General features: G+C 33.5%; 20 protein-coding genes and 1 pseudogene. 4 read left to right on the forward strand and 17 right to left on the reverse strand.

Going from position 1 to position 24479, the window contains the following annotated elements:
• Nucleotides 1-250: 250 nt before the first annotated feature.
• From J5Y03_RS13270 to J5Y03_RS13290, 5 genes are all read right to left on the reverse strand, one after another.
• Nucleotides 251-3277, reverse strand: coding sequence for an efflux RND transporter permease subunit (locus tag J5Y03_RS13270; RefSeq protein ID WP_209406471.1), 3027 nt, complete (start codon nt 3275-3277; stop codon nt 251-253).
• Nucleotides 3278-3703: 426 nt separating this feature from the next.
• A complete protein-coding gene (locus J5Y03_RS13275) occupies nt 3704-4741 on the reverse strand; it encodes a M42 family metallopeptidase (protein ID WP_209406473.1) in 1038 nt (345 codons plus the stop codon).
• Nucleotides 4742-5094: 353 nt separating this feature from the next.
• Nucleotides 5095-6030 carry a DMT family transporter gene (locus J5Y03_RS13280; protein ID WP_209406475.1) on the reverse strand — a complete coding sequence of 312 codons (936 nt, stop codon included), beginning with the start codon at nt 6028-6030 and terminating at the stop codon, nt 5095-5097.
• A 138-nt stretch (nt 6031-6168) separates the two neighbouring features.
• Nucleotides 6169-7353, reverse strand: coding sequence for an aminotransferase (locus J5Y03_RS13285; RefSeq protein WP_209406477.1), 1185 nt, complete (start codon nt 7351-7353; stop codon nt 6169-6171).
• Nucleotides 7350-7844, reverse strand: a complete 495-nt coding sequence (locus tag J5Y03_RS13290; protein ID WP_209406479.1) for an Lrp/AsnC family transcriptional regulator — start codon at nt 7842-7844, stop codon at nt 7350-7352. Before J5Y03_RS13290 ends, J5Y03_RS13285 begins: the two co-directional genes overlap by 4 nt.
• 544 nt (nt 7845-8388) lie before the next feature.
• Here J5Y03_RS13290 and J5Y03_RS13295 point away from each other — a divergent pair.
• From J5Y03_RS13295 to J5Y03_RS13305, 3 genes are read left to right on the forward strand one after another with little or no spacing between them, the layout of a single operon-like run.
• Nucleotides 8389-8859, forward strand: a complete 471-nt coding sequence (locus J5Y03_RS13295) for a hypothetical protein (protein WP_209406481.1) — start codon at nt 8389-8391, stop codon at nt 8857-8859.
• 19 nt (nt 8860-8878) lie between these two features.
• Complete coding sequence (locus J5Y03_RS13300) at nt 8879-9070, forward strand: hypothetical protein (RefSeq protein ID WP_209406483.1); 192 nt, start codon at nt 8879-8881, stop codon at nt 9068-9070.
• Between the two features lie 2 nt (nt 9071-9072).
• Nucleotides 9073-9267, forward strand: a complete 195-nt coding sequence (locus tag J5Y03_RS13305; RefSeq protein ID WP_209406486.1) for a YwbE family protein — start codon at nt 9073-9075, stop codon at nt 9265-9267.
• A gap of 47 nt (nt 9268-9314) precedes the next feature.
• Here J5Y03_RS13305 and J5Y03_RS13310 read toward each other — a convergent pair whose 3' ends face one another.
• Complete coding sequence (locus J5Y03_RS13310) at nt 9315-9464, reverse strand: imidazoleglycerol-phosphate dehydratase (protein WP_209406488.1); 150 nt, start codon at nt 9462-9464, stop codon at nt 9315-9317.
• Nucleotides 9465-9579: 115 nt separating this feature from the next.
• On the opposite strand from J5Y03_RS13310, the gene J5Y03_RS20015 reads away from it, so the two are divergent.
• The gene (locus J5Y03_RS20015) at nt 9580-9705 is read left to right on the forward strand and encodes a hypothetical protein (RefSeq protein ID WP_280850221.1); all 126 of its coding nucleotides are present in this window, start codon (nt 9580-9582) and stop codon (nt 9703-9705) included.
• A gap of 49 nt (nt 9706-9754) precedes the next feature.
• On the opposite strand, the gene hisC is transcribed toward J5Y03_RS20015, so the two are convergent.
• From hisC to J5Y03_RS13365, 11 genes and pseudogenes are all read right to left on the reverse strand, one after another.
• Entirely contained in the window at nt 9755-10837 is a 1083-nt protein-coding gene (gene hisC / locus J5Y03_RS13315) for a histidinol-phosphate transaminase (RefSeq protein WP_209406490.1), read from the reverse strand.
• Between the two features lie 157 nt (nt 10838-10994).
• Entirely contained in the window at nt 10995-11444 is a 450-nt protein-coding gene (locus J5Y03_RS13320; RefSeq protein WP_209406492.1) for a DUF2306 domain-containing protein, read from the reverse strand.
• 460 nt (nt 11445-11904) lie between these two features.
• Nucleotides 11905-13833, reverse strand: a complete 1929-nt coding sequence (gene mutL, locus J5Y03_RS13325; protein ID WP_209406494.1) for a DNA mismatch repair endonuclease MutL — start codon at nt 13831-13833, stop codon at nt 11905-11907.
• A 360-nt stretch (nt 13834-14193) separates the two neighbouring features.
• Nucleotides 14194-16866 carry a DNA mismatch repair protein MutS gene (gene mutS, locus J5Y03_RS13330; protein ID WP_209406496.1) on the reverse strand — a complete coding sequence of 891 codons (2673 nt, stop codon included), beginning with the start codon at nt 16864-16866 and terminating at the stop codon, nt 14194-14196.
• Between the two features lie 137 nt (nt 16867-17003).
• On the reverse strand, nt 17004-17540 hold the full coding sequence (cotE, locus tag J5Y03_RS13335; protein WP_209406499.1) for an outer spore coat protein CotE: 537 nt from the start codon (nt 17538-17540) through the stop codon (nt 17004-17006).
• 418 nt (nt 17541-17958) lie between these two features.
• On the reverse strand, nt 17959-18402 hold the full coding sequence (locus J5Y03_RS13340) for a RicAFT regulatory complex protein RicA family protein (RefSeq protein ID WP_209406501.1): 444 nt from the start codon (nt 18400-18402) through the stop codon (nt 17959-17961).
• Nucleotides 18403-19932, reverse strand: a complete 1530-nt coding sequence (gene miaB / locus J5Y03_RS13345; RefSeq protein WP_209406503.1) for a tRNA (N6-isopentenyl adenosine(37)-C2)-methylthiotransferase MiaB — start codon at nt 19930-19932, stop codon at nt 18403-18405.
• Between the two features lie 105 nt (nt 19933-20037).
• A pseudogene (locus J5Y03_RS13350) lies at nt 20038-20499 on the reverse strand (aminotransferase class I/II-fold pyridoxal phosphate-dependent enzyme); the annotation flags it as partial.
• 590 nt (nt 20500-21089) lie between these two features.
• Nucleotides 21090-21524: a hypothetical protein gene (locus tag J5Y03_RS13355; protein WP_209406505.1), complete on the reverse strand. Its 435-nt coding sequence runs from the start codon at nt 21522-21524 to the stop codon at nt 21090-21092.
• Nucleotides 21525-21866: 342 nt separating this feature from the next.
• Nucleotides 21867-22733, reverse strand: a complete 867-nt coding sequence (locus tag J5Y03_RS13360) for a 2-oxoacid:ferredoxin oxidoreductase subunit beta (RefSeq protein ID WP_209406508.1) — start codon at nt 22731-22733, stop codon at nt 21867-21869.
• A complete protein-coding gene (locus J5Y03_RS13365; RefSeq protein WP_209406510.1) occupies nt 22720-24477 on the reverse strand; it encodes a 2-oxoacid:acceptor oxidoreductase subunit alpha in 1758 nt (585 codons plus the stop codon). Before J5Y03_RS13365 ends, J5Y03_RS13360 begins: the two co-directional genes overlap by 14 nt.
• Nucleotides 24478-24479: the final 2 nt, after the last annotated feature.

Here is a 24479-nt window from a genome sequence, read left to right on the forward strand (position 1 = left end):
CTAACTAAAGATATATAACTTAGAGTACATTTGTTTTGAACTACAAAAGGAAAATCTAACCCCGTCCAGCGAGTTGCTATGCAATGTAGCTTAATACCATTTCTTTTTCGTAGTTGGTGAAACAGTTATTCATCAAATGGTTGTATTCATTCTAAATTGCTTTTATATTCCTTTTTTAAAAAGAAATAATGGAAATCATTTTCGTCGACAAATAGCAAAACCAGCCCTATTAAAGAGCTGGTTCAAAAAATTATACTGTAGCTGATTTATTTGAATCTTTTTTCATACGTTGTTTTTTCGATTTTCTAAAGTAGAACAATTCATATACGACTGGAATAACAATTAATGTTAATAAAGTTGATACAGTAAGTCCACCCACAACAACAACAGCTAAACTTTGAGATACAAGACTTCCTGTTTCTGCTTTTTTAAATAATAGAGGAAGCATCGCACAGATTGTAGCAACAGCTGTCATAAGAATTGGTCTAATACGTGTAACTGCAGCATCTATGATCGCATCTCTTAAAATCATATTTTCTTCTTTTTGTTTTACTCGATCTAACAATACAATCGCATTTGTCACAACAATACCAATTAGCATTAATGCCCCTAAAAGTGCAGTCGGTTCAACAGCGATTCCAGTGATGATTAATGCTAGCACTGCTCCAATTGCAGCTAATGGTAATGAACATAAAATTGCAATCGGTGCACGGAATGATTTAAATGTAATGATCATGATTAGGAATACTAATCCAATTGACACAAGCATGATCATATATAAATCTGAAAAATCCTGAGTTTGCTGAGCAAGTGCTCCACCAACATATACTTTCACACCATCATCAAGCTTCATACCTTTATCTTTTTTGTCTCCAAAAATGATTTTGTTGATATTGCTACTAATATCTGACAGTTTGTCAGCCTTAACATCTGCTGTAACCCTTAAATAAGTGTCTCCATCTTTATGGAAAACATTTGATGATTTTTGTTCTTCACTTAAAGTTGCCACTGCTGACACTGGAACCATTCCTGTTTTTGTCATTAATGGTATTTTCTTAATGTCATCTGGTGTCTTAGGTGTTAATAACGGTTCAAGATAGACAGTAGTTTGTTGATTCTCAATTGTAACTGTACCTAGAGGCATTCGATTTAACAATCCATACAATTGTTGAGAGATTTGCTCAGTATTTCCTTTTGACGGATCAACATTTAATGAATAAACTGTCTTTTTATCTTCTTCGTTTGTTGTTACTTTTTCAACACCTTTAATATCTTTAATCTTATCCTTAATTGCACTTGCTGTATTTTCCAAATCATTTACGTTATTTCCAACAACATCAATTGAAATTTGAGTTCCTCCACCACCCATCATGGATGATGCAGAGGCACTCATTTCTGCGTCAGGATAGTTTTGCTTTTGACTGTTAATTTTTTTAATGACTTTATCAGAAAGTTTTTTATCCTTTAATGTAATAAGAATTTTTGATTCTGTCGGAGAACTAGCATTTCCATATTTCACGGCATCTTCATTTACTCCTAGCTGAGTAAATACACCTTTAATTCCATTTTGTTTTAAAATAAAGCTTTCTAATTCTAATGTTTTTTCTTTTACTGTTTCAACTGGCGTATCACTTGGATAAGTTAATGTTGCCTGTATAAAATCTGAAGATGAATTATCTGTAGCACCTTTTGGCATTGCAAAATATGTACCAATAGATCCTACAAATAATACTAATGCTACTAATATAACAACCCATTTATGATTTAGTGACCATGTGAGCATCTTTTTATATCGAACTGAAGGTTTATGTTTAGCTAACTTTGCATTTTTTAGGAAGAATGCACTTAGTAATGGTACAACTGTTAATGCTACAAATAATGACGCTAACAATGAATAAGTAACCGTCAATGCAAAAGGTAACATGAAATCTCTCAGCCCTGCGCTAACAATACCAATTGGTAAAAACACTGCAACTGTTGTCAATGTTGAAGCTGTAATTGCTGAAGCCACTTCTTTAACGGCTTCAATAATTAGCTGTATCGAAAACTTTTCATTCTGCATTTTTCTAAAAACATTTTCAATAACAACGATACTATCATCAACTAAACGCCCTACGGCTACAGCTACCCCGCCTAAAGTTAAAATGTTTAATGTAATTCCTGATTCGGAAAGTAAAAACAATGTTAAGCATAAAGATAATGGGATTGATACAATTGTAATAAGCGTTGAACGGATGTTTCGGAGGAATAACATGATTACAATTGTAGCAAATAAAGCACCTAATAAGACTTCTTTCATCATGGATTGAACAGATGACTTAACCATATCAGCAGTTGCAATTGGGACGTCAACATGACTATTTTTATATTTTTTATTCAATTCTTTAGCAGTATCTCTGACATCTTTCGTAATCGTTACTGCATTTGAACTACTGTCTTTTGTAACAATTAATAGTAATCCATCTTTCCCGTTAATTCTATTTACATTATTTTCAGGTTTTTTAACTTCTACATTTGCAATATCACTTAATTTAACAGTATCACTAACTGAAAGATTTTTTAACTTGTCGATATTATCAATATTACCAACAACTTTAATATTACTTGTTTTATTATTAATAGTTTCTTCACCAACAGCAATTGATGAATTTTGACCACGAAGAATACCCATAACATTTTCTAAAGATACTTTCTTTTGAGCCATTTTTGTATTATCAATTTTTACAGAGACAAATGCTTTTTCTAAACCATATGTTTGTACATTTGCTACCCCTTTAACATCTTTAATAGCTGGAATAATTTTTTTGTTTGCTAGATCAAGATTACTCGGCGTTACACCTTCATCAAAAGTTACTGATACATCAGCAATAGGGATCATAGAAGTATTAAGTTGAATAATAGTTGGTTTGCTTACATTCTGAGGGAGATTGATATTATTTAAAGATTCCTGAACTTCTTGTTTTGCTTCCTTCATGTCTGTACCAGATGCAAAGTATACATCAACCTTTGTTAAACCAGTACTCGTAGTTGAATAAATATGGTCTTTCTTTTTCACACCTGCTACTGCATTCTCTATTGGAGATGTTACTTGATCCTCCATTGTTTTCGAGTCAGTGCCTTGCCCCATTACAATAACTGAAACGACTGGATTATCAGCAGATGGTAAGAATTCCATTGGAAGTTTGTTATAGCTTACAAGTCCAATTACAAGAATTAGGACAGATAAAAACGTTATAGCTGCCTTATTACTAAATGCCCATTTTGTAAACCAAGACATAAATTTTTTCTCCTTTCATGGTAAAAATATCCTTTTATGCACAATGTGAATACTAACATTTCCACAATAAAAAGAAAACACTTTTTATTTAAATTTTTCGTAATTTACAAAACATTTACCGGCCTATTTCGACAAATTTGAAAACTTTAAGAAATTTATTGTTCAATCTTTCTTTTAAATAATGTAAAAGTGAATTGCACATTTTGTAGAATTTCTTTCTTGTTATATATTTGACATGCAACTAAAAAAACCAACAATTTTATCTCTAATAAAATTGTTGGTTTTTTATGATTGATATTTTTATTAAGGCTTATTTCGTATACATTGTTGCTATTTTGAATGCGTTAGTTGATTACAACTTTTGTCTTTCAAGTTACAAATCTCAAAAGCAACAATCTTTTAGAAAAGAGCCTTTTTTAAAACGAATTAAGCTGTTACGTATAAATACAATAATTTCATTGTATTTTCTAAACCTTGGTAATGTGTTCTTTCCATTCCATGAGAAGCGTGTACGCCCGGTCCGATTAATGCACCTCTAATATTATGACCACCTCTTAAGGCAGCACCTGTATCCGATCCATACATAGGATATATATCAACTGCATAATTTAGCTCGTTATTTTTTGCTAATTCAACTAAGCGAGTTACCATATTGTAATCATATGGACCACCAGAATCCTTTGCACAAATTGATACATCGTATTCTGTACAACTTAGGTCATCACCAATACAGCCCATATCGACAGAAAGTAATTCTGTAATATCTTCCGGTATGTAGGAAGATCCATGTCCTACTTCTTCATATGTAGAAATAAATAGCTTTGTCGTATATTTTGGTGTTATATTTTCTCTTTTAAATAACTCTAATAAACCAATTAAACAAGCTACGCTAGCTTTATCATCTATAAATCTAGATTTGATAAATCCGCTTTCAGTAATTATCGTTTTTGGATCAAAAAATACAAAATCACCAGCGCAAATACCTAATTTTTCTACGTCTTCTTTTGATTTTACTACTTCATCGATACGAATCTCCATGTTTTCTGGATCGCGTTTTTTTGTTTTACTATCTTCAAACACATGGATTGCAGGACTTGTTGATAAAAATGTACCAGTATATAATCTTCCATCTCTTGTTCTTATATAGCAATATTCTGCATCTAAAGTAGGAACGATTGGACCACCGATAACTGTAAATTTCAATGTTCCTTTGCTTGTTATTGAACGAACCATTGCACCTAAAGTATCAACATGCGCAGATAATCCAATTACTTCCTCATTGCTATGACCAGGTATTGTGATAACTCCGCACCCTTTTCTAGTTGTTTCAAACTCATAACCAAATTGAGAAGCATATGAACTGATTTTTTCCATAATGTCAAAACAAAAGCCACTTGGACTATGAAATTCAAGTAATTCTTTAGCTGTTTTTAATACAAATTCTTTGTTAATTGAACTATTCATTTTTCCACCTACATTCATTTTTTATCTTGGCTGTTTTCTAAACTTTGTTGCTAAAAAAGAAGATGATAAGTTAATCTCCACTCCAGGATGCTCGCTTTCCGTGGCGCGGGCGGTGAGCCTCCTCGTCGCTATCGCTCCTGCGGGGTCTCACCTGTCCCGCTGCTCCCACAGGAGTCTCGCACCTTCTGTTCCCAATAACTTTTGTATCAAAAAACAACAATCTCTAGAAAAGAGCCTAAATTAATAAGTATTTTTTTGTTTTTATAATATTCCATCTATTATTATATCAAAGAATCATCCTTGAAATAGTAATATTATTACAAACTTTTATTAAGTAGCATTATGAATAAACCTTAGTCAATTTTCGTAATTAGCGTTTCAGTATTACTTTTCGTCTCTTTTTTATTTTGTTTACTATTTTTTGAAAATAAGATCACTGCGATTCCCGTATAACTAAGAATGATTCCTATTATTTGTAATAAACTTGGATGAAATTTGTTAAAAATGATATCAAGAATAATTGCGACAGCTGGATCTAAAAAAGTTAAAGCTGCGATTGTTTTAGTTGATAAATGACGAATACTTCCAAAAAATAGCATGTATACAAATCCTGTATGAACAAATCCAATTATCATTAATGCGATCCAATTTGAACTTTGTAAATGATGAAAGGAAGAAAAATTGACAAATGGAAGTAAGAGCAATGCGCCAACACTTGTTTGAATCATCGTAACAGAATAAGCGCTTAACTTTTGTATCCCTTTACCAATAATCATCAGCATTGCATAAAAACAGGCGGCTAAGAAAGCCCATATTAAGCCAGAAGAGAGAATTTCTTGGAAAGATCCATTTGTTCCAACCCCAGAAACTAGCATTGTTCCTGAAAAACAAAGTAAGATACAAAAAAGAGAGAGTAGATTAACTTTTTCTTTATAAATAATACTTCCGACAATAAAGACAATAACTGGTGCTAAATAGTAAATCGAAATAGCAATTGTAATATGCATCATTTCAAAAGATTTAAATAAACTTACCCAATTTAGCATTAGAAATAAACCGCAGCATATGACTTTTATGATTTCTGGTTTATTCCATTTTTCAGTTTTAAAGGTTCCGGATAATACCCACAAAGTACCTAATAGAATAGCAGCTGCTGTACAACGAATAAAAACAAGCTCAATTGCTTTTACTCCGGTTTTTGCAGACAAGAAACCAACTGATCCAAAAATCGCCATAGCAAGCACCATTCCTAAAGTTGCTTTTTTCCCTTTTGAGTCCACATTTTTCATCTATAGATTTCCCCCTTTCAAATAAAGTTTTTCTATATTCACTTTCCTCTTTATAAAAACAGTTTCAATGAAATAGCCTAAATATGGAAAAGAAGCTCTTTGGTCCTGAAATATCTTACCAAAGAGCTAGAAAATAGCTTATATATTACCAACAGGTTCAACCACTGGAATTGTTTGTATAAATCGTTGAATACGTTTTGATGCTTCAATTAATTTTTCTAAAGAAGTTGCATATGAACAGCGAATATACCCTTCTCCACATTCACCGAACACGTTACCTGGAACAACTGCAACACGTTCTTTAATTAATAATTCCTGTGCAAATTCTTCAGAGGTAAGTCCAGTGTTTTCGATTGATGGGAATACATAAAACGCTCCACCCGGCATATGACAAGGTAACCCAATTTCTTGGAACGATTTTACTAGGAAATTACGACGTTGCATATAGCTACGTCTCATCGCTTGCACATCAGCTTCTCCATTACGCAGTGCTTCTACCGCAGCATGTTGAGACATCGTTGGTGCACACATAATTGCATATTGGTGAACCTTCAGCATATGCGAAATAATTTCAGTCGGTGCCGCTACAATCCCTAAACGCCATCCTGTCATAGCAAAAGTTTTTGAAAATCCAGAAATTAGAATCGTATGATCACGCATTCCTTCAATATTTGCAAAACTAGTATATTCTTCATCGTATACAAGCTCTGCATAAATCTCATCTGAGATAACGAGTAAATTATGTTTCTTAACTAGGTCAGCAAGCTGCTCTAACAACTCTTTTTCTAATAATGTTCCCGTTGGATTATTAGGATTACATAAAAGAATAGCCTTTGTTTTTGATGTGATCGTATTTGCAAGAGCTTCAATATTTAGTTTAAATTCATCTTTACCTGAAGTTGAAAAATGAACCGGAATCCCACCTGCTAACGAAACTAGAGGAGCATATGCCACAAAACATGGGTCTATGACAATAACTTCGTCTCCTGGATTTAGAATCGTACGTAAGGCAATATCAATTCCTTGACTTGCACCAACAGTAATAATGATTTCTTCTTCATGATATGTAACTTGAAACTTTCGATTTAAGTAACGACTTACTTCTTCACGCAATTCTAGTAAACCCGCATTTGATGTATAAGCTGTATGACCAGTTTCTAATGAATAAATACTAGCTTCACGAACATTCCAAGGCGTTACAAAGTCAGGCTCTCCAACTCCTAATGAAATAACATTATCCATGCTTGAAGCTAAATCAAAGAACTTACGAATCCCTGATGGCTGAATTGCTGTAACAGTATTTGATAATAAAAACTTACTCATAATGTTACCACCATTCGTTTATCGTCTTCTTTTTGGTCATACATAATACTGTCATGTTTATATCTTTTTAAAATGAAGTGCGTCGTCGTTGATAAAATTGAATCTAGTGTTGATAGTTTTTGAGAAACAAAGGATGCTATTGAAGTCATCGTTTTCCCTTCGACTACAACTGATAAATCATATGTACCAGACATTAAGTAAACAGACTTCACTTCTGGATAACGATATATTTTCTCAGCAATCTCATCAAATCCTACACCTCTTTTTGGTGTAACTTTGACATCGATCATTGCTGTAACAGTTTCTTGAATTGGAACCTTACCCCAGTCAATCAACGTGATATATTGTAATATCACTCGATCATTTTCGAATTTATTTAACATTCCGACAATTTCTTCTTCAGACACATCGATCATTTTTGCCAAAACATCATTTGCTAAACGACCATTTTGTTCAATACATTGCAATAATTGTATTTCTTTCTCATTCATTTGCCTTACCCCTTCAAGTTAGTAAATTATCTGTTGTCACTTCCTATTGTATCAAGAAGTAGAGATTGAACTCAAACCTTTTTCGAAATTAAATGAATTTTTTAATATAGTATTAATTAATAGAATTCAAGACAAGAAAAAATAGTACAATCGTGGCTATATTAGAATGCGTTAGTTGATTACAACTCCAGGTTGCTCCCTTTCCGTGGGGCGTGAGCTGAGCCTCCTCGTCGCATTCGCTCCTGCGGGGTCTCAGCCTTCCCGCTATTCCCACAGGAGTCTCGCACCTTCCGTTGTAATCAACTTCTGTCTTTAAAGTTCAAATCTTAAAAGCAACAATCTTTCAGAAAAGTGCCTTTTTAAAAATCAAATTAGACATATATTCGATTCATTTCAATCTATTTCCATCCTAAATCAGTACAAATTATGTATTACATAGATATTATTATTCTTTTCAATGTTTCCAAGTACTTCATTAACGATTTTGATTCATCAAATTCTATGATATACTAAACAGACTAAATTTTATCATAACGGAGGCAATATGCTTACATACGAAGAAAAAATTGCAATTATTGAAACGTTTCCTGAGTTAACGAGAAAAGATGTATCACTTGGTCGAACTAATTACCAGTTTGAGGAAAGTGTAACTGATAAAAAAAATGTGGTGTATCATTTACATCCAAATGGAAACGGATTTGTTTATGCTGAACATGTAAAAGGTATTCGTACAAACGACAAAGGTATGATTAACATTCGTGACTTTTCAGCTGATGAATTAAAAGAACTTATTGAAAAATCGATCCAATCCCTTTCAACTAAAGTAGTTGAAGAAAACACATCAGAAGAAATTGATGAAGAAACATGGGTAAATAAAGATGGACAAACATTGATACTTATCTTTGAGGATGATATGTGGAATATTTATGCCGGTATCAGTCTAGACGGGACTTTTAATTCATATGGTGAAGCCGCTGAATATTTAGATGAAGAAGGATTTTCTTTCAAAGAATAATAAACAATAAAAGGAGAAAATGATGAGTAATTCAGAAAATCAACCAACAACTAAAAAGGTAAGTTTACAAGATTTAATGCGTCAAAAGCTTGAAGCTAAAAAACAAGGTCAAGGTACTTCAAAAAACAGCATGAATGCTGTAAAAGACACAACAAAAAAGAGCCAATTAAATAAAAAGCCAAATAACCAACGTAAACGTATGGGTGTTTAATTGTGAATGGTCAAATCCGTTCAAATATCGTCCCTGGTAAACAAGTAAATATTGTACTTAAACAAGATCAGCGTACAGGGAAGCTAACTCATGGGATTGTCAAAGATATCCTGACAAAATCCCCTTCCCATCCACATGGAATTAAAGTTCGACTTGAAGACGGACAAGTTGGTCGTGTTAAAGAAGTTATTAGCTAAAAAAAGAGGTTATTCCATTTGTCATATTGGAATAACCTCTTTTTTATCTACTTATTATGATGTATAACCTTAGATTTACTTCCTTTTTTAGAACGATAATCAGTTCCCTTGTTATTATCACCACTTGCTGGTTTTGCACCACCAAGAGATGGAGAATTTTGATTACTGCTTCCACGACTTCCATTACGATTCGTCATACGTACACCTCCTATTCACAAATAGGATGCCTAAGATTTGGATGGTTATTCGTATCCTCTTTTCTACCTACATAATGAATGTTCCCCTTTTAATGGAACCTAAGAAGAGAATAATGTGTGTGCAATGATGTTAGATTGGGATGATGCTGGTATCCATTACAGTTTAGCATTCTACTCTAAGCAATCTGGAAAGAAGATTAGCAAAAATGCCTTATTTAGTACTGCAAAATCATTTGAATAAAGATTAATAAAAGAGATTGGCAATTTGCCAATCCCTTCTTAAGTGAAATTTAATTTTGGATAATTTTATGATTTAATACTTCTTTTAAGTGGTAAATTAGTTCTTCATTCTCTTCTTTTGAACCAATTGTAATTCGAATCCCCTGTGGGAATGCTCTAATAATGTAGCCTTTGGATTGTAGTTTTTCAAAAACTTCCCCACTATTTTCAACTTCCATAAAAATAAAATTTGTTTGTGAAGGAAAATATGGAATGTCTTGTTCTTTACAAAACTTGATATATTGTTCTAAACCTTTCGTATTTTCGATTACACAATGCTCGATAAACTGTTGGTCATCTAATGCTACCATTGCAACTACTTGTGCAATCATAGATGTATTAAATGGTAATCGAACAATATTTAATTCTGCCATTAATTCGGCATTTCCAATTCCATATCCAATTCGGAATGAAGCAAGACCGTATGCCTTTGAAAACGTGCGTAAAATGATGACATTCTTGTATTTCTGAAGTAATTTGATTGTATTTGGAAAATCAGTAGCAGTTGCATATTCAACATAAGCTTCATCTACAACAACATAAGTTGACTCAGGTACAGCACGAATAAAGTTTTCTAATTCCACTTCGTTAACATATGTACCAGTCGGGTTATTTGGATTACAAATCCAAACAATTTTTGTTTGATCATCTATTTGTTCTAACATTTTAGTTAGATTATGAACTCCCTCCACTAAAGGTACACTACGTACTTCAGCACCTTCAACTACGGCATGATGGGCATATTGTGGAAATGTAGGAGTAGCACATACAATATTATTTTCTGATTTTAATAAGCCACGAGTTATGATTTGAATCACTTCGTCAGCACCACTACCAAACAGCAGTTCCTCTGGAGTAACATTTAAAAAGGCAGCAACTTTTTTACTTAATGCTTCAGATGCTCCATCAGGGTATATTGCAAATTGATCAGCAACTGTTTTTATTGCTTCAAAAACTTTTGAAGAACAACCGAAAGGATTTTCATTTGAAGCTAACTTAACTACTTTATCAAGCCCGTATTCTCTTTTAACTATTTCACTCGGCTTTCCAGGTTTATACGCTTGTAAAGTTAATATTTGTGGTTTTACATGCATCCTTAATCTCTCCCTTTTCTAAATTTATTTTTATTGATTCAATTGGTTAAAAGCCAAATGTTATTAGAAAGGTCTATTATCTATTGGATCTATGTTGTACAAATTATAAATGATTTCTACTTAAGAAAACCTTCTAAGTCTATGTAAAAATACAATTTCATCGATTGTATTTTCTCCCAACCTTAATAATAATCGGTGTTCCAATAATTGTTGGTAAAAACCATACTAATAAGATCGGTAAATTGTTTATTAACGGAATGCTTTTGGCATTTACAACAAGTGTTGCAGTCACGATTCCAATATATGAACCTAACATTCCACCGATATGACTACCTAACCAGTTTTTCCATCTTTTCTTGGCAGCTATATACCCAAGAAGGGCCAATGAATATGAAAAAATAGCTATATAAAAAAGATAAGCACTTTCATTCCAATGTAATATCGACATGACAACCGCTGTTATGAATACTAAAAAATATGATCCATGATAAATTTCACCATAAAAAGAATGCTTACCCCTTCTTTTTTTCGAAAACCCAGCTAGTAATCCTGTAATTAAACAAATAATGCCAGTGATAATATGTAATACTAAAAATAATTTAAACAAGTTTTTTCACCTCTAAAATACTTTTGTGACATTCTACAATCTTATTTGATAGATTAAGAAACACAACTTGCTGATTAAAACATTTTATCGAGTTCATAAAATACCTCTTCATTAAATAATATCAGAAATTTCTATAAATTGAAGATTTTTTTTATTTTCAACTACTTTCGTTCAATAAGAAAAGGCCCATTTTTAATGATTGGTTTTAAAAGAATTTGATACAATAAAATATTAATAACAAAGTTGATTGGAACGGAAGGTGCGAGACTCCTGTGGGAGCAACGGGACAGATGAGAGCCCCCGCAGGAGCGATAGTGACGAGGAGGCTCAGCGCCCGACCCACGGAAAGCGAAGTATCCCTACGTCCCAATCAACAACGCTCTTTGTAAATAGCAACAAAGCTTACAAAAACAGCCAAAAGAAAAAAGCGTAAAATCAATAAATGATTTTACGCTTTTTATCACATCACCCGCTTAAACATTTTCTCTAACTCATACGAAGAAAAATGAATTACGATTGGTCTACCGTGCGGACAAGTATATGGGTTAGTTGTTTTTCTTAACGTTTCTAATAAATTAAAGATTTCATCATTCGTAATATAATGATTTGCTTTTATGGATGCTTTACAGCTCATCATAATTGCTTTTTCTTCACGAATCTTTTTAATGTCAATTGTCCCTTTTTTCAAAAGGTCTTGGATCATTTCATCAATCAATGCTTCTTCTTCTCCATTCGGAAACCATTGAGGATGTTCACGAATAATAAAACTATTACTTCCAAAAGGTTCAATAAATAACCCTACTCTTCTAAGTTCATCCGTGTATTGTTCTAATAAAATTGCTTGTTCAGGAGACACATCAAATGTAATTGGAATTAATAATGTCTGCAACTCAGTCGAGACTTCGCTTATCTTATCTTTAAAATACTCATAATAAATTCTTTCTTGTGCTGCATGTTGATCAACAAGATATAACCCTTTTTCATTTTGAGCAATAATGTATGTTCCATGCATTTGCCCAATTGGATATAGAGGTGGTAATTCATTTAGAGAAACTTCTTCTATTTGTTCAATCTTTTCAACAGAAATTGGCTCTTGAGAGATTAAACTACTAAAGTCTTCTTCTGTTTCCTCATTAGGTTCCTCTACTTTATTATTACTATTAAAATATGCTTCCTCAAAAGGTAAGGATTGAGTTGATCGATCCGTTCGATAATCAACTTTATTCGTTTCCTTTAAAACTTCAGATGATTCCCCCGTCTCTTTAGAAACAGTAGACTGAAGTGAAAATGGCATTTTCGATTCAACATTCACTTCATTTTGCAATGTATGTTCAAATGAAAAAGAAGGTTGTTCACTTTGAAGCTTTACTTTTGGTGTCGGTCTTGTAATTTCTGGAATTAACGATTGCTTTTGAAAGGCTTTTTTAACTGCCCCACTTATTAATTGATATAGCTCATCTTCTTTACTAAATCGTACCTCTTGCTTTGATGGATGCACATTCACATCAACAAGTTGCGGGTCCATCGTAATGAAAATGGCTACAATTGGAAAACGACCAATCGGAAGTAATGTATGATAGCCTTCTAAAACAGCTTTATTTACTCCATAATGCTTTACATAGCGACCATTTACATAAACGGATAAGTAGTTTCTAGACGCTCTTGTATATTCAGGCATCGATAAAAATCCTTCAACGTGAAAGTCTAATGATTCAGCTTCAATATGAAGCATATTTTTTGCGATTTGAAGTCCATATAATGATGCAAGAATTTGGCGCGTTTCTCCATTACCATTTGTCCGAAAAATTGGCTTCTGATTATGTTTTAGCTCAACAGCAATTTGAGGATTTGCTAAAGCTAATCGATAGACAACATCTGTTACATTACTAAGCTCTGTTTGAACTGTGCGCATGTACTTTAGCCTAGCTGGAGTATTAAAAAATAAATTAGCTACTTCTATTGTTGTACCTTGCTGCTTCGCAATTTCTTGTTGAGCTTTTAGGATTCCTCCTTTTAAAGAGGTTTCATTTCCCGCTCCTTCTCCGTTACTTGTTTTAACGGTAACATGACTAACAGACGCAATACTCGGAAGTGCTTCACCTCGGAATCCTAGTGTTCGAATACGGAATAAGTCTTTTTCATCTTTAATTTTACTTGTTGCATGACGTTCAAATGCTAGTAAACTATCTTCCTTTGTCATACCTTCTCCGTTATCAGCAATTACGATTCGTGTTAATCCTCCATCTTCAATTTCAATTGATATTCTAGTACTTCCAGCATCAATCGAATTTTCCATTAATTCTTTCACAACTGAAGCAGGTCGTTCTACAACTTCCCCAGCAGCAATTTGGTTCGATAATACTTCATCAAGTTTACGAATTTTCCCCATACTTTTTCCTCCTTTCTCTTTTAATCAAAGGGGTATTTAAATAGCTTCCTTAATATTTGTTTGTCTCATAAACTTATCTAAAAAACAACGTATAAAAGGCTGTTTTCGTATACATTTTGCTATTTCAGTATGTGTAAGTTGATTTCCACTCCAGGATGCTCGCTTTCCTAGGGGCGTGAGCTGAGCCTCCTCGTCGCTATCGCTCCTGTGGGGTCTCAGCCTTCCCGCATCTCCCACAGGAGTCGAGCAACCTTCCGTTCCAATCAACGTCTGTCTTTTAAATTACAAAACTAAAAAGCAACAATCATTAAAAAAAGTACCATTAAAAATAATAATGACTAGTTAAAAAAATTTACTCTTTTAGTTTTTAACTTTTTTGTGTAATGAATATAAAGTGTTTAATGCTTCCATAGGTGTCATCTCTAGAATATTTAATTCCTTTAGTTCTTCAATAACAGGATTCTCTTTTACAATTTCGATTACCTTTTGTTCTGATTGATCGAAGAAACTAAGTTGTTCCTCTGGTTCCTTTGAAGCTTTTGTTTCGTTTTCAATAATAATTGGTTCATCTTTATATGTTGTGACTTTACTTTCAATAACAACTTCTTTATTTTCCTCGATAGCATGTCCACTAGTTTTATCTTTTTGTCCATTATTATTAGCTTCAAGTTCATCTAACAGTTCTTTTGCTCGTTCGATAACAGACTCTGGTAATTCAGCTAATTGTGCAACGTGAATTCCGTAACTTTTATCTGCTGCACCTTCGTAGATTTTATGAAGGAATAAGACTTTACCATCTTGTTCTTTCGCTGCTACATGGACATTTTTTAGATTTTGTAATTGGTCAGCTAACACTGTTAATTCATGATAATGTGTTGAAAATAATGTCTTTGCTCCTATTTCGTTATGAATGTATTCAATCATTGCTTGGGCTAAAGCCATTCCATCATATGTTGAAGTCCCGCGGCCAATTTCATCGAATAAAATTAGACTTCTTTCGGTAGCATTTGTAATGGCATATTTTGCCTCAAGCATTTCAACCATAAATGTACTTTGCCCTGAGATTAAATCATCCGCTGCACCGATTCTCGTAAAAATTTGGTCAAATATAGGTAATGTTGCAGTTTCTGCAGGAACGAAGCACCCAATTTGAGCCATGATGCTAATCAATGCAACTTGTCTCATATACGTACTTTTACCAGCCATATTTGGACCTGTTATTAAATATTGGTGAGTATTTTCATCCAGAATTGTATCGTTCGGAATGTATTCTTGACCATTTAATACTTTCTCAACAACAGGATGACGACCTTCAGTTACATCATAAACTCTCTTTTCTGTAAACTGTGGTCGTTTATAATTGTTTTTTTCACTTACTGACGCAAAACTTTGCAGAACATCTATTTTACTAATTATTTGAGCTAGCTTTTGCAATCTTGCTAAATGTAATTTAACTTGTTCTCGTATTGAAATGAATAATTCATATTCTAAGCCGATCATTTTTTCTTCTGCCTCAAGAATTAACGTTTCTTTTTCTTTTAATTCTTCAGTAATAAATCGCTCTGCATTTGCTAACGTTTGTTTTCGTTCATATCTTCCATCCGGTAATTGTGATAAATTCGATCTTGTTACTTCTATAAAATAACCAAAAATACGATTATAGCCAATTTTTAATGACTTAATACCGGTAATCTCTCGTTCTCTTTGCTCTAATTCCATCATCCATTTTTTCCCGTTTTTACTAACAAAACGATATTCATCTAATGTATGATGGTAACCATCTTTAATGATGTTTCCTTCTTTAACAGATAAAGGTGCTTCTTCATTGATTGATTCCTCTAATAGCTTCACAATATCCTCACAAGGGTCTATATTGCTTACTAATTCATGAATAATCGGATGATCAATTGAAGAAATTGCTAGTTGTACAGCTGGTATATTATTCAATGAACGTTGTAATTGTAATAAATCTCGTGCATTTACATTTCCAAAAGAAACCTTTCCTGCTAAACGTTCTAAATCATATACACCTTTAAGATTTTCCTTTAAGTCTTCTCGAACGAAATAGTTTTCCATTAAAAGCTCAACAACTGTTAGTCTGGATTCTATTTCATCTTTATTCATTAATGGACGTTGAATCCATTTTTTTAATAGTCTACCACCCATTGCCGTTTTCGTTTCATCAAGTAACCAACTTAACGTACCTTGTCTGCCTTTACTTCGCTGAGCTTCAATTAATTCAAGGTTTCGCATTGTATACATATCCATATTTAAATACTCGTTCAGATTAATTACGGATATTGGTTGAAGATGAGTTAATGATCTCTTCTGTGTTTTAGATAAATAGTTTAATAATCGTCCTACAGAATAGATAAGCAAGCTCGAAGAAACTGGTTTTACCACATTGTCAAATTCTTCAGCTACTACACTATTATCTTCTACAGAAAATGTGATTGAAAAGTTTTTTTGGAAAGCCTCTATTACACCAGTAGAAAATTCTGAACTCACGACAATTTCTTTTGTTCCAGTTGAAATAAGTTTCAGCATTGCATCATCTGTTTTCCCGTTGAAAAGTAATGCGTTGCCTTCTCCAGTAGTTAAGTCAATCCAAGTTAAACCATATTGTTTTTCATTTAATTCTGTAATAGAAGCGATATAACTATTTTGTTTATCTTGAATTGTTTTACCTTCCATTTGCGTACCAGGTGTAATTAATTGAACTACTTCACGTTTTACAACACCTTTTGCTTGCGCGGGATCTTCTGTTTGTTCGCATATTGCTACCTTGTATCCACGCTCAACTAATTGCTCTATATAATTACTAGCCGAATGATAAGGGACCCCGCACATCGGAATCTTTTCATCAGTCCCTCCAGCTCGTCCAGTTAATGTTATTTCAAGTTCTTGTGAAGCTTTTATCGCATCATCAAAAAACAACTCATAAAAGTCTCCTAATCGAAAGAACATAAATGCATCTTGATAGTTTTTTTTAATTTGTAAATATTGCTGTATCATAGGCGTATAAGTAGCCATATTATCCACTCCAATTAAAACATACTGCTAACATTATAACATATTTCGACGCTTCCCTTTGATTTGTTAGAGACTTTAATCTGCTCTAAATGTTGAAAAAAATAAAAAACTAGAGAGTTTTACCTCCCTAGCCTATACTACTCTTCTTCACCTTCAATAATAAAATCTGGATTTAAATCTTCAAAATCATCGTCTATAAAATCAGAATCATCATCCCATGCTCCATCTGGTGCAATTGCAACGACTACTTTTGTTTCTCCAACGATTTCACATAATATTTCTTTTTCAACTGTAACAATAAATTTATTACCGTTCGGGGAGATAACAGCATCAATACAGTTTGGATGTTTTAATGCTTTTGCAATGACTTCACAATCTTCTTCAGAATACTGTTCATCTCTAAACTTTAATCTTACTAAGTCATCGTATCTAACTGATTCTTGAACTACTTCTGTTTTTGTATTGTCATGATGTGAGAACCAAATATTTATGTCGTATTTTCCCGAAACTTCTACTCCTTCTTTTACTTTTCTCGCATCATATACATGATTGATAACCCAGCAGCCTAATATACTTGAAGGTGAAAAGCTAGGAATAATTGTATTTGTACTTTTGCTGTGTTTTCTACCTTTACCGACGACTGCTTTTGTAATTATCTCTCTAAATTCAGACATAGGTGTGACCCTCCTCGTTCAACTTTCATTTCATTCTATGCGTGACATTAGCTGAATGTGTTTATGACATGTAAATCGTTTTATTCAATTAAAATACATGTGATGATAAATTGTATGACGAGAGCCTAGTAAACTTGACACATATTATTAATTTTTTATATTTTTACTAAATATTTTTTTTAGTCAAAGTTTATTAAGTGATATGAGGCATCCTTGCTAAAACATCGTTCTTTATTTTTGCTCTTTTAGCCTTCATTGTTAATATTTACGAATTTCTCTCCCTTTCTGTGTGCATACAAAGCAATAAGGGTTTTATATTAATATGTAAGTTAGGAAAACAAAAGAACTTCTAGTCATCAAAATATGATTTTAACTACAAAAAAATCACGTCTAATAATATAGACGCGATTTTTTTATCTTATTTCGTTTCACAACCAGTAGAGCATCCAGTATTTGTTGCAAGTTGTGCACCTGTTTCTCCACTTAGTAAATCTCCACCAGTTGATTTTATAATTTCATCCGTTACACCATTTGAAATGGTATGTGCAATTAGTTGTAAGAGATCATTTACTTCTACTTGAGAAGCCTGAAATTCTTGTACAACTGGAATTGCTTCAAGTTTTTCATTTAATTCTGCAAGCTCTTTTTCTACTTTTTTAAGAGCCTCAGTTTTACCCCAATGTTCTAAATTAACAGCTTGTTTCTGTAAAGATTTAATTTCTTCAATATACCCCTTAACAGTTGCACTTTCATTGATTTGTGCTTCTGCTCTTTTGAAGAAATCTACTTCTTCCGTTTCAGCCATCATTTTAGCAATTTCTTTTGCCTTCTCTACAATTTGTTCTTTCGTGAATTTCCCCATTTATTTCACCTCAGCAGTTTCCTCAATCAGCTCTCCATCAAGAGACCATGTTTTTGATTGGACAATTTTTACTTTAACGATTTGACCAACTAATGACTTTGGTCCTCTAAAGTTTACAAGTTTACTATGTGGTGTATATCCTGCTAGTACGTCTGGGTTTTTCTTACTTTCACCTTCAACAAGTACTTCCACAATTTGCCCTTCAAAACGTTTATTGAACTTATTAGAATATTCATTCACACGTTCATTTAAGCGTTGCAGACGAGCTTTTTTAACTTCCTCTGGAACATTATCCTCCATTTTCGCTGCAGGTGTTCCTTCACGAGGAGAGTAAATAAATGTAAAGGCTAAGTCAAATCCTACTTCTTCATATAATGTCATTGTTTCTTCAAACTGTTCATCAGTTTCATTTGGGAAACCTACAATTATATCGGTTGTAAACGAAACATTTGGAATAGCTGTTTTAATTTTTTTCACAAGCTCTAAATAACGTTCACGATCATACTTACGAGACATTAATTTTAAAATTTCCGAGCTTCCAGATTGTACTGGTAAGTGAATATGTGGCATTAAGTTGCCACCTTTAGCTAATACTTCAATTAAATGATCATCGAAGTCGCGTGGATGACTTGTTGTAAAACGTACACGAGGGATACCAATTTTACGAATTTCATCCATTAAGTTACCTAAACCATACTCGCGATCTTCAAAATCACGTCCGTATGCATTTACGTTTTGACCTAATAATGTTACTTCTTTATATCCTAAACGTGCTAATTCACGTACTTCATCAATAATATCTTCCGGCCTGCGGCTACGCTCTTTCCCACGAGTGTAAGGAACGATACAGTACGTACAGAATTTATCGCATCCATACATGATGTTTACCCAAGCTTTAATTTCACCACGACGTACTTTAGGAAGGTTTTCAATTACATCCCCTTCTTTTGACCATACTTCAACAACCATTTCTTTGCTAAACATTGCTTCTCTAACAATGAAAGGTAAACGATGAATATTGTGTGTACCAAATACCATATCAATGAACGAATGTTTTTGTAAGATACGATTAACAACCGCTTCTTCCTGAGACATACAGCCACAAATACCAATCAATAGATTTGGATTTTTTTGTTTTAATGGTTTTAAGTGTCCAATTTCACCAAACACTCTATTTTCTGCGTTTTCACGAATAGCACAAGTGTTTAATAAAATAATGTCTGCATCTTCAACGTCAGTTGCTACATCATATCCCATAGCTGTCAAAATACCAGCCATTACTTCTGTATCATGCTCATTCATTTGACAGCCAAACGTACGGATAAGGAATTTTTTACCAACACCTGATTCTTTCATGTCTTCTGGGATCTCAAAGCCACGGTCATAAGTTACTTCTTCTTTACCACGACGTTTTGCATCCTTTAATGAAGGTGCTTGGTATACTTTTTCAAAATATTTACTATAATCTTTATCGTTTGATTTATTATCAGAATTTATTTTAGTACTTTGTAGTCGTTGTTGTTCGTTCATTCGACTATCTCCCTTCATCACAACGGTCTTGCATCAATTAAGTATATAACTTTCTTATACTTTTCTCAATATCGTTGCATGAAGTAGTCGAGTTTACTAGAAAACTTATGAAATTACATCTAATTCTTTCCCTACTTTTCCGAAAGCATTTAGCGCTTCTTGAAGTTCTTCTTTCGTGTGCTGTGCTGTTACAATCGTTCTTACGCGACCTAAATCTTTTGCAAAGGTTGGGAATATAATCCCTTGTGCAAACACATCATTTTGTAATAGCTTATCTGTAAATTCATGTGTTTTCTTTGGTTCACCTATAATAATTGGCGGAACAGGCGTTTCACTTTTCCCTGTGTTGAAACCAAATTTATTTAAGCCGTCTTTAAAGAATTTTGCATTATCCCAAATACGATCAATTAGTTCCTCTTCTTCTAATAATACGTTAATTGCTTCATCACATGCCATTTTTACAGCAGGTGGATGAGATGTACTAAATAAGAAAGGTCTTCTTTTATGATTTAAGTAATCAATTAATGTTTGAATTGAAGCTACATATCCATCTAATACACCAATCGCTTTACTTAAAGCCCCATCATAAAACCGCTTTCATTATTCCTTTCAAGCGTCACACTATCTCCTATGAAAACATAGATCGTAATCTTTCGATCTATTTCTACTAGATTACACATTCATTCTAACACTACATAAAAATACAGTAAACAATTTTCGACTTTAGTACTAGAAATCCATTTTAAATTTTCTTTTAATAATCTTGAGAAATAAAATTAGAAGTATTATTTTCTATTCTCATTTTTATGCAAGGCTTATTTCATATACTTTGTTGCTATTTTAGAATGCGTTAGTTGATTACAACTCCAGGTTGCTCGCTTTCAGCGTGGCGTGAGCTAGCCTCCTCGTCGCTATCGCTCCTGCGGGGTCTCAACCTTCCCGCTTTTCCCACAGGAGTCTCGCACCTTCCGCCCGAATCAACTACTGTCTTGAATTCTCAAAAGCAACAATACCTGTTTTCTAACTTCCTTTAAAATTGATTGTGCTATCTAGTTTTGGTTACTATATTCATGGAGAACGATATTTTTGTTTAACTAAAGTAAAAATCTTCCTCTTATTAAAAGGCATCCTGGTTTGGATGCCTTTTTGTTGGTTATTTATCTTTCCATCCCTTTTGAATGAACTTGGATTATTTTACTTTTGCTCATAAACTCAACTGTTTTCCCATCAACAGTATACTTAGTTACTGTATATTTAATCTTTGCTGAATCATATTCAGGATGGTGCAGTAGATATGAATAACCGTTTTGTCTCATAAGAAATGCTCCATCGTTAATTTCTTTATGTAACCATGCAGTTTTTGGTTTATCATAATTCGTAGAAAGTTTCTCTTGTTTCGTTTCAAGTTGGTCAATTTCTTGTTCAGTTAAAGTTTTAGTAACAGTTGACACTTTTTTAGTCTTTTGAACAAGAAATTTGTTAAGTGAACTTCGAATTGGATTGATGTATGCAGCTATAGCCAAAACAATAATAACTATTGCTAAAATCAAACTTGTTTTAAGTCTTTTTTTTCTTTCAAATCCTACTTCCATCACCTTCGCTACCCCTTATTTCATTATATTTATTTAAACCTTTATTCTACATTTCATGCGTTATTTCCTTTTATGGGGAAGCGCTAAAAAATAAGTTGGTTAATTAAGCCTTCTACCTAATATTGGAATAAAACAGAACATTGATTTGAGGTTAACATTTTAAAGGACTTGATCAGGGATTCATTAGAAAATATATACTCAATCTTTGATGTAATAGTGGGTTGTTCTGATGCAGCTACTATATCAATTACAGATATTTCTTCATTTATTGGTGAATCCAAAACAAAAAAAGCCAAAAGAAAAAGCCTTCTCTGTAATAGAGAGGCTTTTTCCAAGTAAGAATTACATAAATTCAGCTACTAATTTATCAAATTGAGCTTGATCTAATTGAAGATCAGCTTCAACAAGAGGTTTTTCACTATAACCAGAAATTAATTCTTGGTAAGATTTTTGCTCTTTATTTTGATAAATTAAACCTGTAACTAAACCTTTGTTTTCCATTAATGTTTGCATTGCTTTTGATTTGTTATAAGGGTCGTACGCTTCAACATCTGAAAGCTTAACAAGGTTATCCTTGAACCAGTCATATGTGTTTACTTTATTGTAAGTTACACATGGGCTAAATACATTGATTAATGAAAAGCCTTTGTGGTTGATCCCTTGTTCAATTAAAGATGTTAATTCTTTAAGGTCACTAGAGAAGCTTTGTGCTACAAATGTTGCTCCAGCTGTTAACGCCATTTCCATAATAGAAAGAGATGACTCTACAGAACCTTGTGGAGTACTTTTTGTTTTAAATCCAACATCACTACGAGGAGATGTTTGACCTTTTGTTAAACCGTAAATTTGGTTGTCCATAACGATATATGTAATATCGATATTACGACGAATTGCATGGATTGTATGACCCATACCGATTGCAAAACCATCACCGTCACCACCAGAAGCGATTACAGTTAAATCACGGTTAGCCATTTTTACACCTTGCGCGATTGGTAATGAACGTCCATGAATACCATGTAAACCATAAGAATTAATATATCCAGAAATACGACCAGAACATCCGATACCTGAAATTACTGCAAGGTTGTCAGGTTCTAATCCAACATTTGCAGCTGCACGCTGAATAGCCGCTTGTACTGAAAAGTCTCCACATCCAGGACACCAGTTTGGTTTTACACTATTACGAAATTCCTTAAATGTTGCCATTTAAAACAACCCCTTCCTTGCAAGTGTTGTAAATTTCTTTAGGTAAGAAAGGATTTCCATCATATTTTAATAGACTAGAAATTTTCTCTGCATGACCACAGTTCATTTTAATAATACTTGTTAATTGACCTGTAGCGTTATTCTCAACAACAATTACACGTTTTGCTTTTTTAAGCTCAGGTAAAAGTTCTTCAGTTGGGAATGGGTGAATTAAACGAACGTGTGCATGGTTTACTTTCATTCCTTCTTGCTCTAAGCGAACCATTGCTTCTTCAATCGCACCACGAGTTGAGTTAAAACCAACTAATAATACGTCTGCTTCTTCATGTTTAGAATTTACTAATACTGAGTTAGGGAAACGTAGGTTATTTAACTTACGCATACGTTTATCCATTTGGTTTTTACGATTAATTGGTGACTCAGAAGGTTTACCAGTTTCATCATGTTCAACACCAGTTACGTGGTGGATTCCACCTTTCATACCAGGTACAACACGTGGAGAAACTCCATCTTCAGTCACTTCATAACGTTTGAAGTAATCTTTGTTTTCTGAAACAGGTAATTCTCTATTGTAATCATACTTACCACGACGGATTTGTACTTTTTCAAATTGTAATGGTTCAACTGTTTGCTTACCTAATGAAAGTTGTAAGTCAGTTAATAAGATTACTGGTACTTGGAATTCTTCAGCTACGTTAAACGCTTCCACCATATCGTAGAAAGCTTCTTCTACTGTACTTGGAGCAATTACAACTTTTGGAATTTCACCATGTGTACCATAAATCATAGCCATTAAATCTGATTGTTCTTGTTTTGTTGGAAGACCTGTACTTGGACCACCACGTTGAGTGTCTACAATTACAAGTGGAGTTTCTGTTATACCAGATAATCCGATTGCTTCCATCATTAATGATAGACCAGGGCCTGCTGAAGCCGTTAATGTACGAACTCCACCATAGTTAGCACCGATTGCCATTGTACATGCAGCAATTTCATCCTCTGTTTGAATTACCGCACCACCATGTTTAGGTAATTTTTGGATTAAATATTCCATGATTTCTGATGCAGGCGTAATTGGATACGCTGCCATAAAACGAGAACCACCAGCTAGTGCACCCATAGCGATTGCATCGTTACCAATCATGAACATACGTTTTTGTCCGTCAGCACCCGCTAATTGCATTTTATTTACATTCACGCCAAGCATTTCTCTCATTTGCTCTGCTCCGCGTGCAATAGCTTCTACGTTTTTCTCAACAATTTGTTGACCTTTTTTACCAAAAATTTCATTAACTACTTCTCTAAATACCTCAATTGAAAGACCTAAGATTGCACTTGAAGCACCTACTGCAACCATGTTTTTCATTAATGATGTACCAAGTTCAGTTGCTAAATCTGTAAATGGAATAGAGTAAAGAGTTACATCCGTTGATTCAGGAATCGTTGGATTAAATTTAGCATCAGCGATTACAATACCGCCCTTGCGTAATTCATAAAAGTTAACATCAATAGTCTCTTGGTCAAATGCTACTAAAATATCTAAGTCATCTGAAATAGCTCGTACTTCAGTAGTACTTACACGAATTTTATTGTTCGTGTGTCCACCCTTAATACGTGAAGAGAAGTGACGGTAACCGTATAAATAATAACCTAAACGGTTTAACGCAATCGCAAAAATTTCTCCAGTACTTTCAATACCTTCACCTTGTTGTCCTCCAACTTTCCATGAAAGTTGATCAATCATTT

The organism is Gottfriedia endophytica (genome assembly GCF_017814275.1).
GTDB lineage: Bacteria > Bacillota > Bacilli > Bacillales > Bacillaceae_G > Gottfriedia > Gottfriedia endophytica.

What these genes read in the sequence shown, in the direction of transcription:
- J5Y03_RS13270 (WP_209406471.1), bottom strand. Translation starts at nt 3,277, where the DNA reads ATGTCTTGGTTTACAAAATGGGCATTTAGTAATAAGGCAGCTATAACG.
- J5Y03_RS13275 (WP_209406473.1), bottom strand. Translation starts at nt 4,741, where the DNA reads ATGAATAGTTCAATTAACAAAGAATTTGTATTAAAAACAGCTAAAGAA.
- J5Y03_RS13280 (WP_209406475.1), bottom strand. Translation starts at nt 6,030, where the DNA reads ATGAAAAATGTGGACTCAAAAGGGAAAAAAGCAACTTTAGGAATGGTG.
- J5Y03_RS13285 (WP_209406477.1), bottom strand. Translation starts at nt 7,353, where the DNA reads ATGAGTAAGTTTTTATTATCAAATACTGTTACAGCAATTCAGCCATCA.
- J5Y03_RS13290 (WP_209406479.1), bottom strand. Translation starts at nt 7,844, where the DNA reads ATGAATGAGAAAGAAATACAATTATTGCAATGTATTGAACAAAATGGT.
- J5Y03_RS13295 (WP_209406481.1), top strand. Translation starts at nt 8,389, where the DNA reads ATGCTTACATACGAAGAAAAAATTGCAATTATTGAAACGTTTCCTGAG.
- J5Y03_RS13300 (WP_209406483.1), top strand. Translation starts at nt 8,879, where the DNA reads ATGATGAGTAATTCAGAAAATCAACCAACAACTAAAAAGGTAAGTTTA.
- J5Y03_RS13310 (WP_209406488.1), bottom strand. Translation starts at nt 9,464, where the DNA reads ATGACGAATCGTAATGGAAGTCGTGGAAGCAGTAATCAAAATTCTCCA.
- hisC (WP_209406490.1), bottom strand. Translation starts at nt 10,837, where the DNA reads ATGCATGTAAAACCACAAATATTAACTTTACAAGCGTATAAACCTGGA.
- mutL (WP_209406494.1), bottom strand. Translation starts at nt 13,833, where the DNA reads ATGGGGAAAATTCGTAAACTTGATGAAGTATTATCGAACCAAATTGCT.
- mutS (WP_209406496.1), bottom strand. Translation starts at nt 16,866, where the DNA reads ATGGCTACTTATACGCCTATGATACAGCAATATTTACAAATTAAAAAA.
- cotE (WP_209406499.1), bottom strand. Translation starts at nt 17,540, where the DNA reads ATGTCTGAATTTAGAGAGATAATTACAAAAGCAGTCGTCGGTAAAGGT.
- J5Y03_RS13340 (WP_209406501.1), bottom strand. Translation starts at nt 18,402, where the DNA reads ATGGGGAAATTCACGAAAGAACAAATTGTAGAGAAGGCAAAAGAAATT.
- miaB (WP_209406503.1), bottom strand. Translation starts at nt 19,932, where the DNA reads ATGAACGAACAACAACGACTACAAAGTACTAAAATAAATTCTGATAAT.
- J5Y03_RS13355 (WP_209406505.1), bottom strand. Translation starts at nt 21,524, where the DNA reads ATGGAAGTAGGATTTGAAAGAAAAAAAAGACTTAAAACAAGTTTGATT.
- J5Y03_RS13360 (WP_209406508.1), bottom strand. Translation starts at nt 22,733, where the DNA reads ATGGCAACATTTAAGGAATTTCGTAATAGTGTAAAACCAAACTGGTGT.
- J5Y03_RS13365 (WP_209406510.1), bottom strand. Translation starts at nt 24,477, where the DNA reads ATGATTGATCAACTTTCATGGAAAGTTGGAGGACAACAAGGTGAAGGT.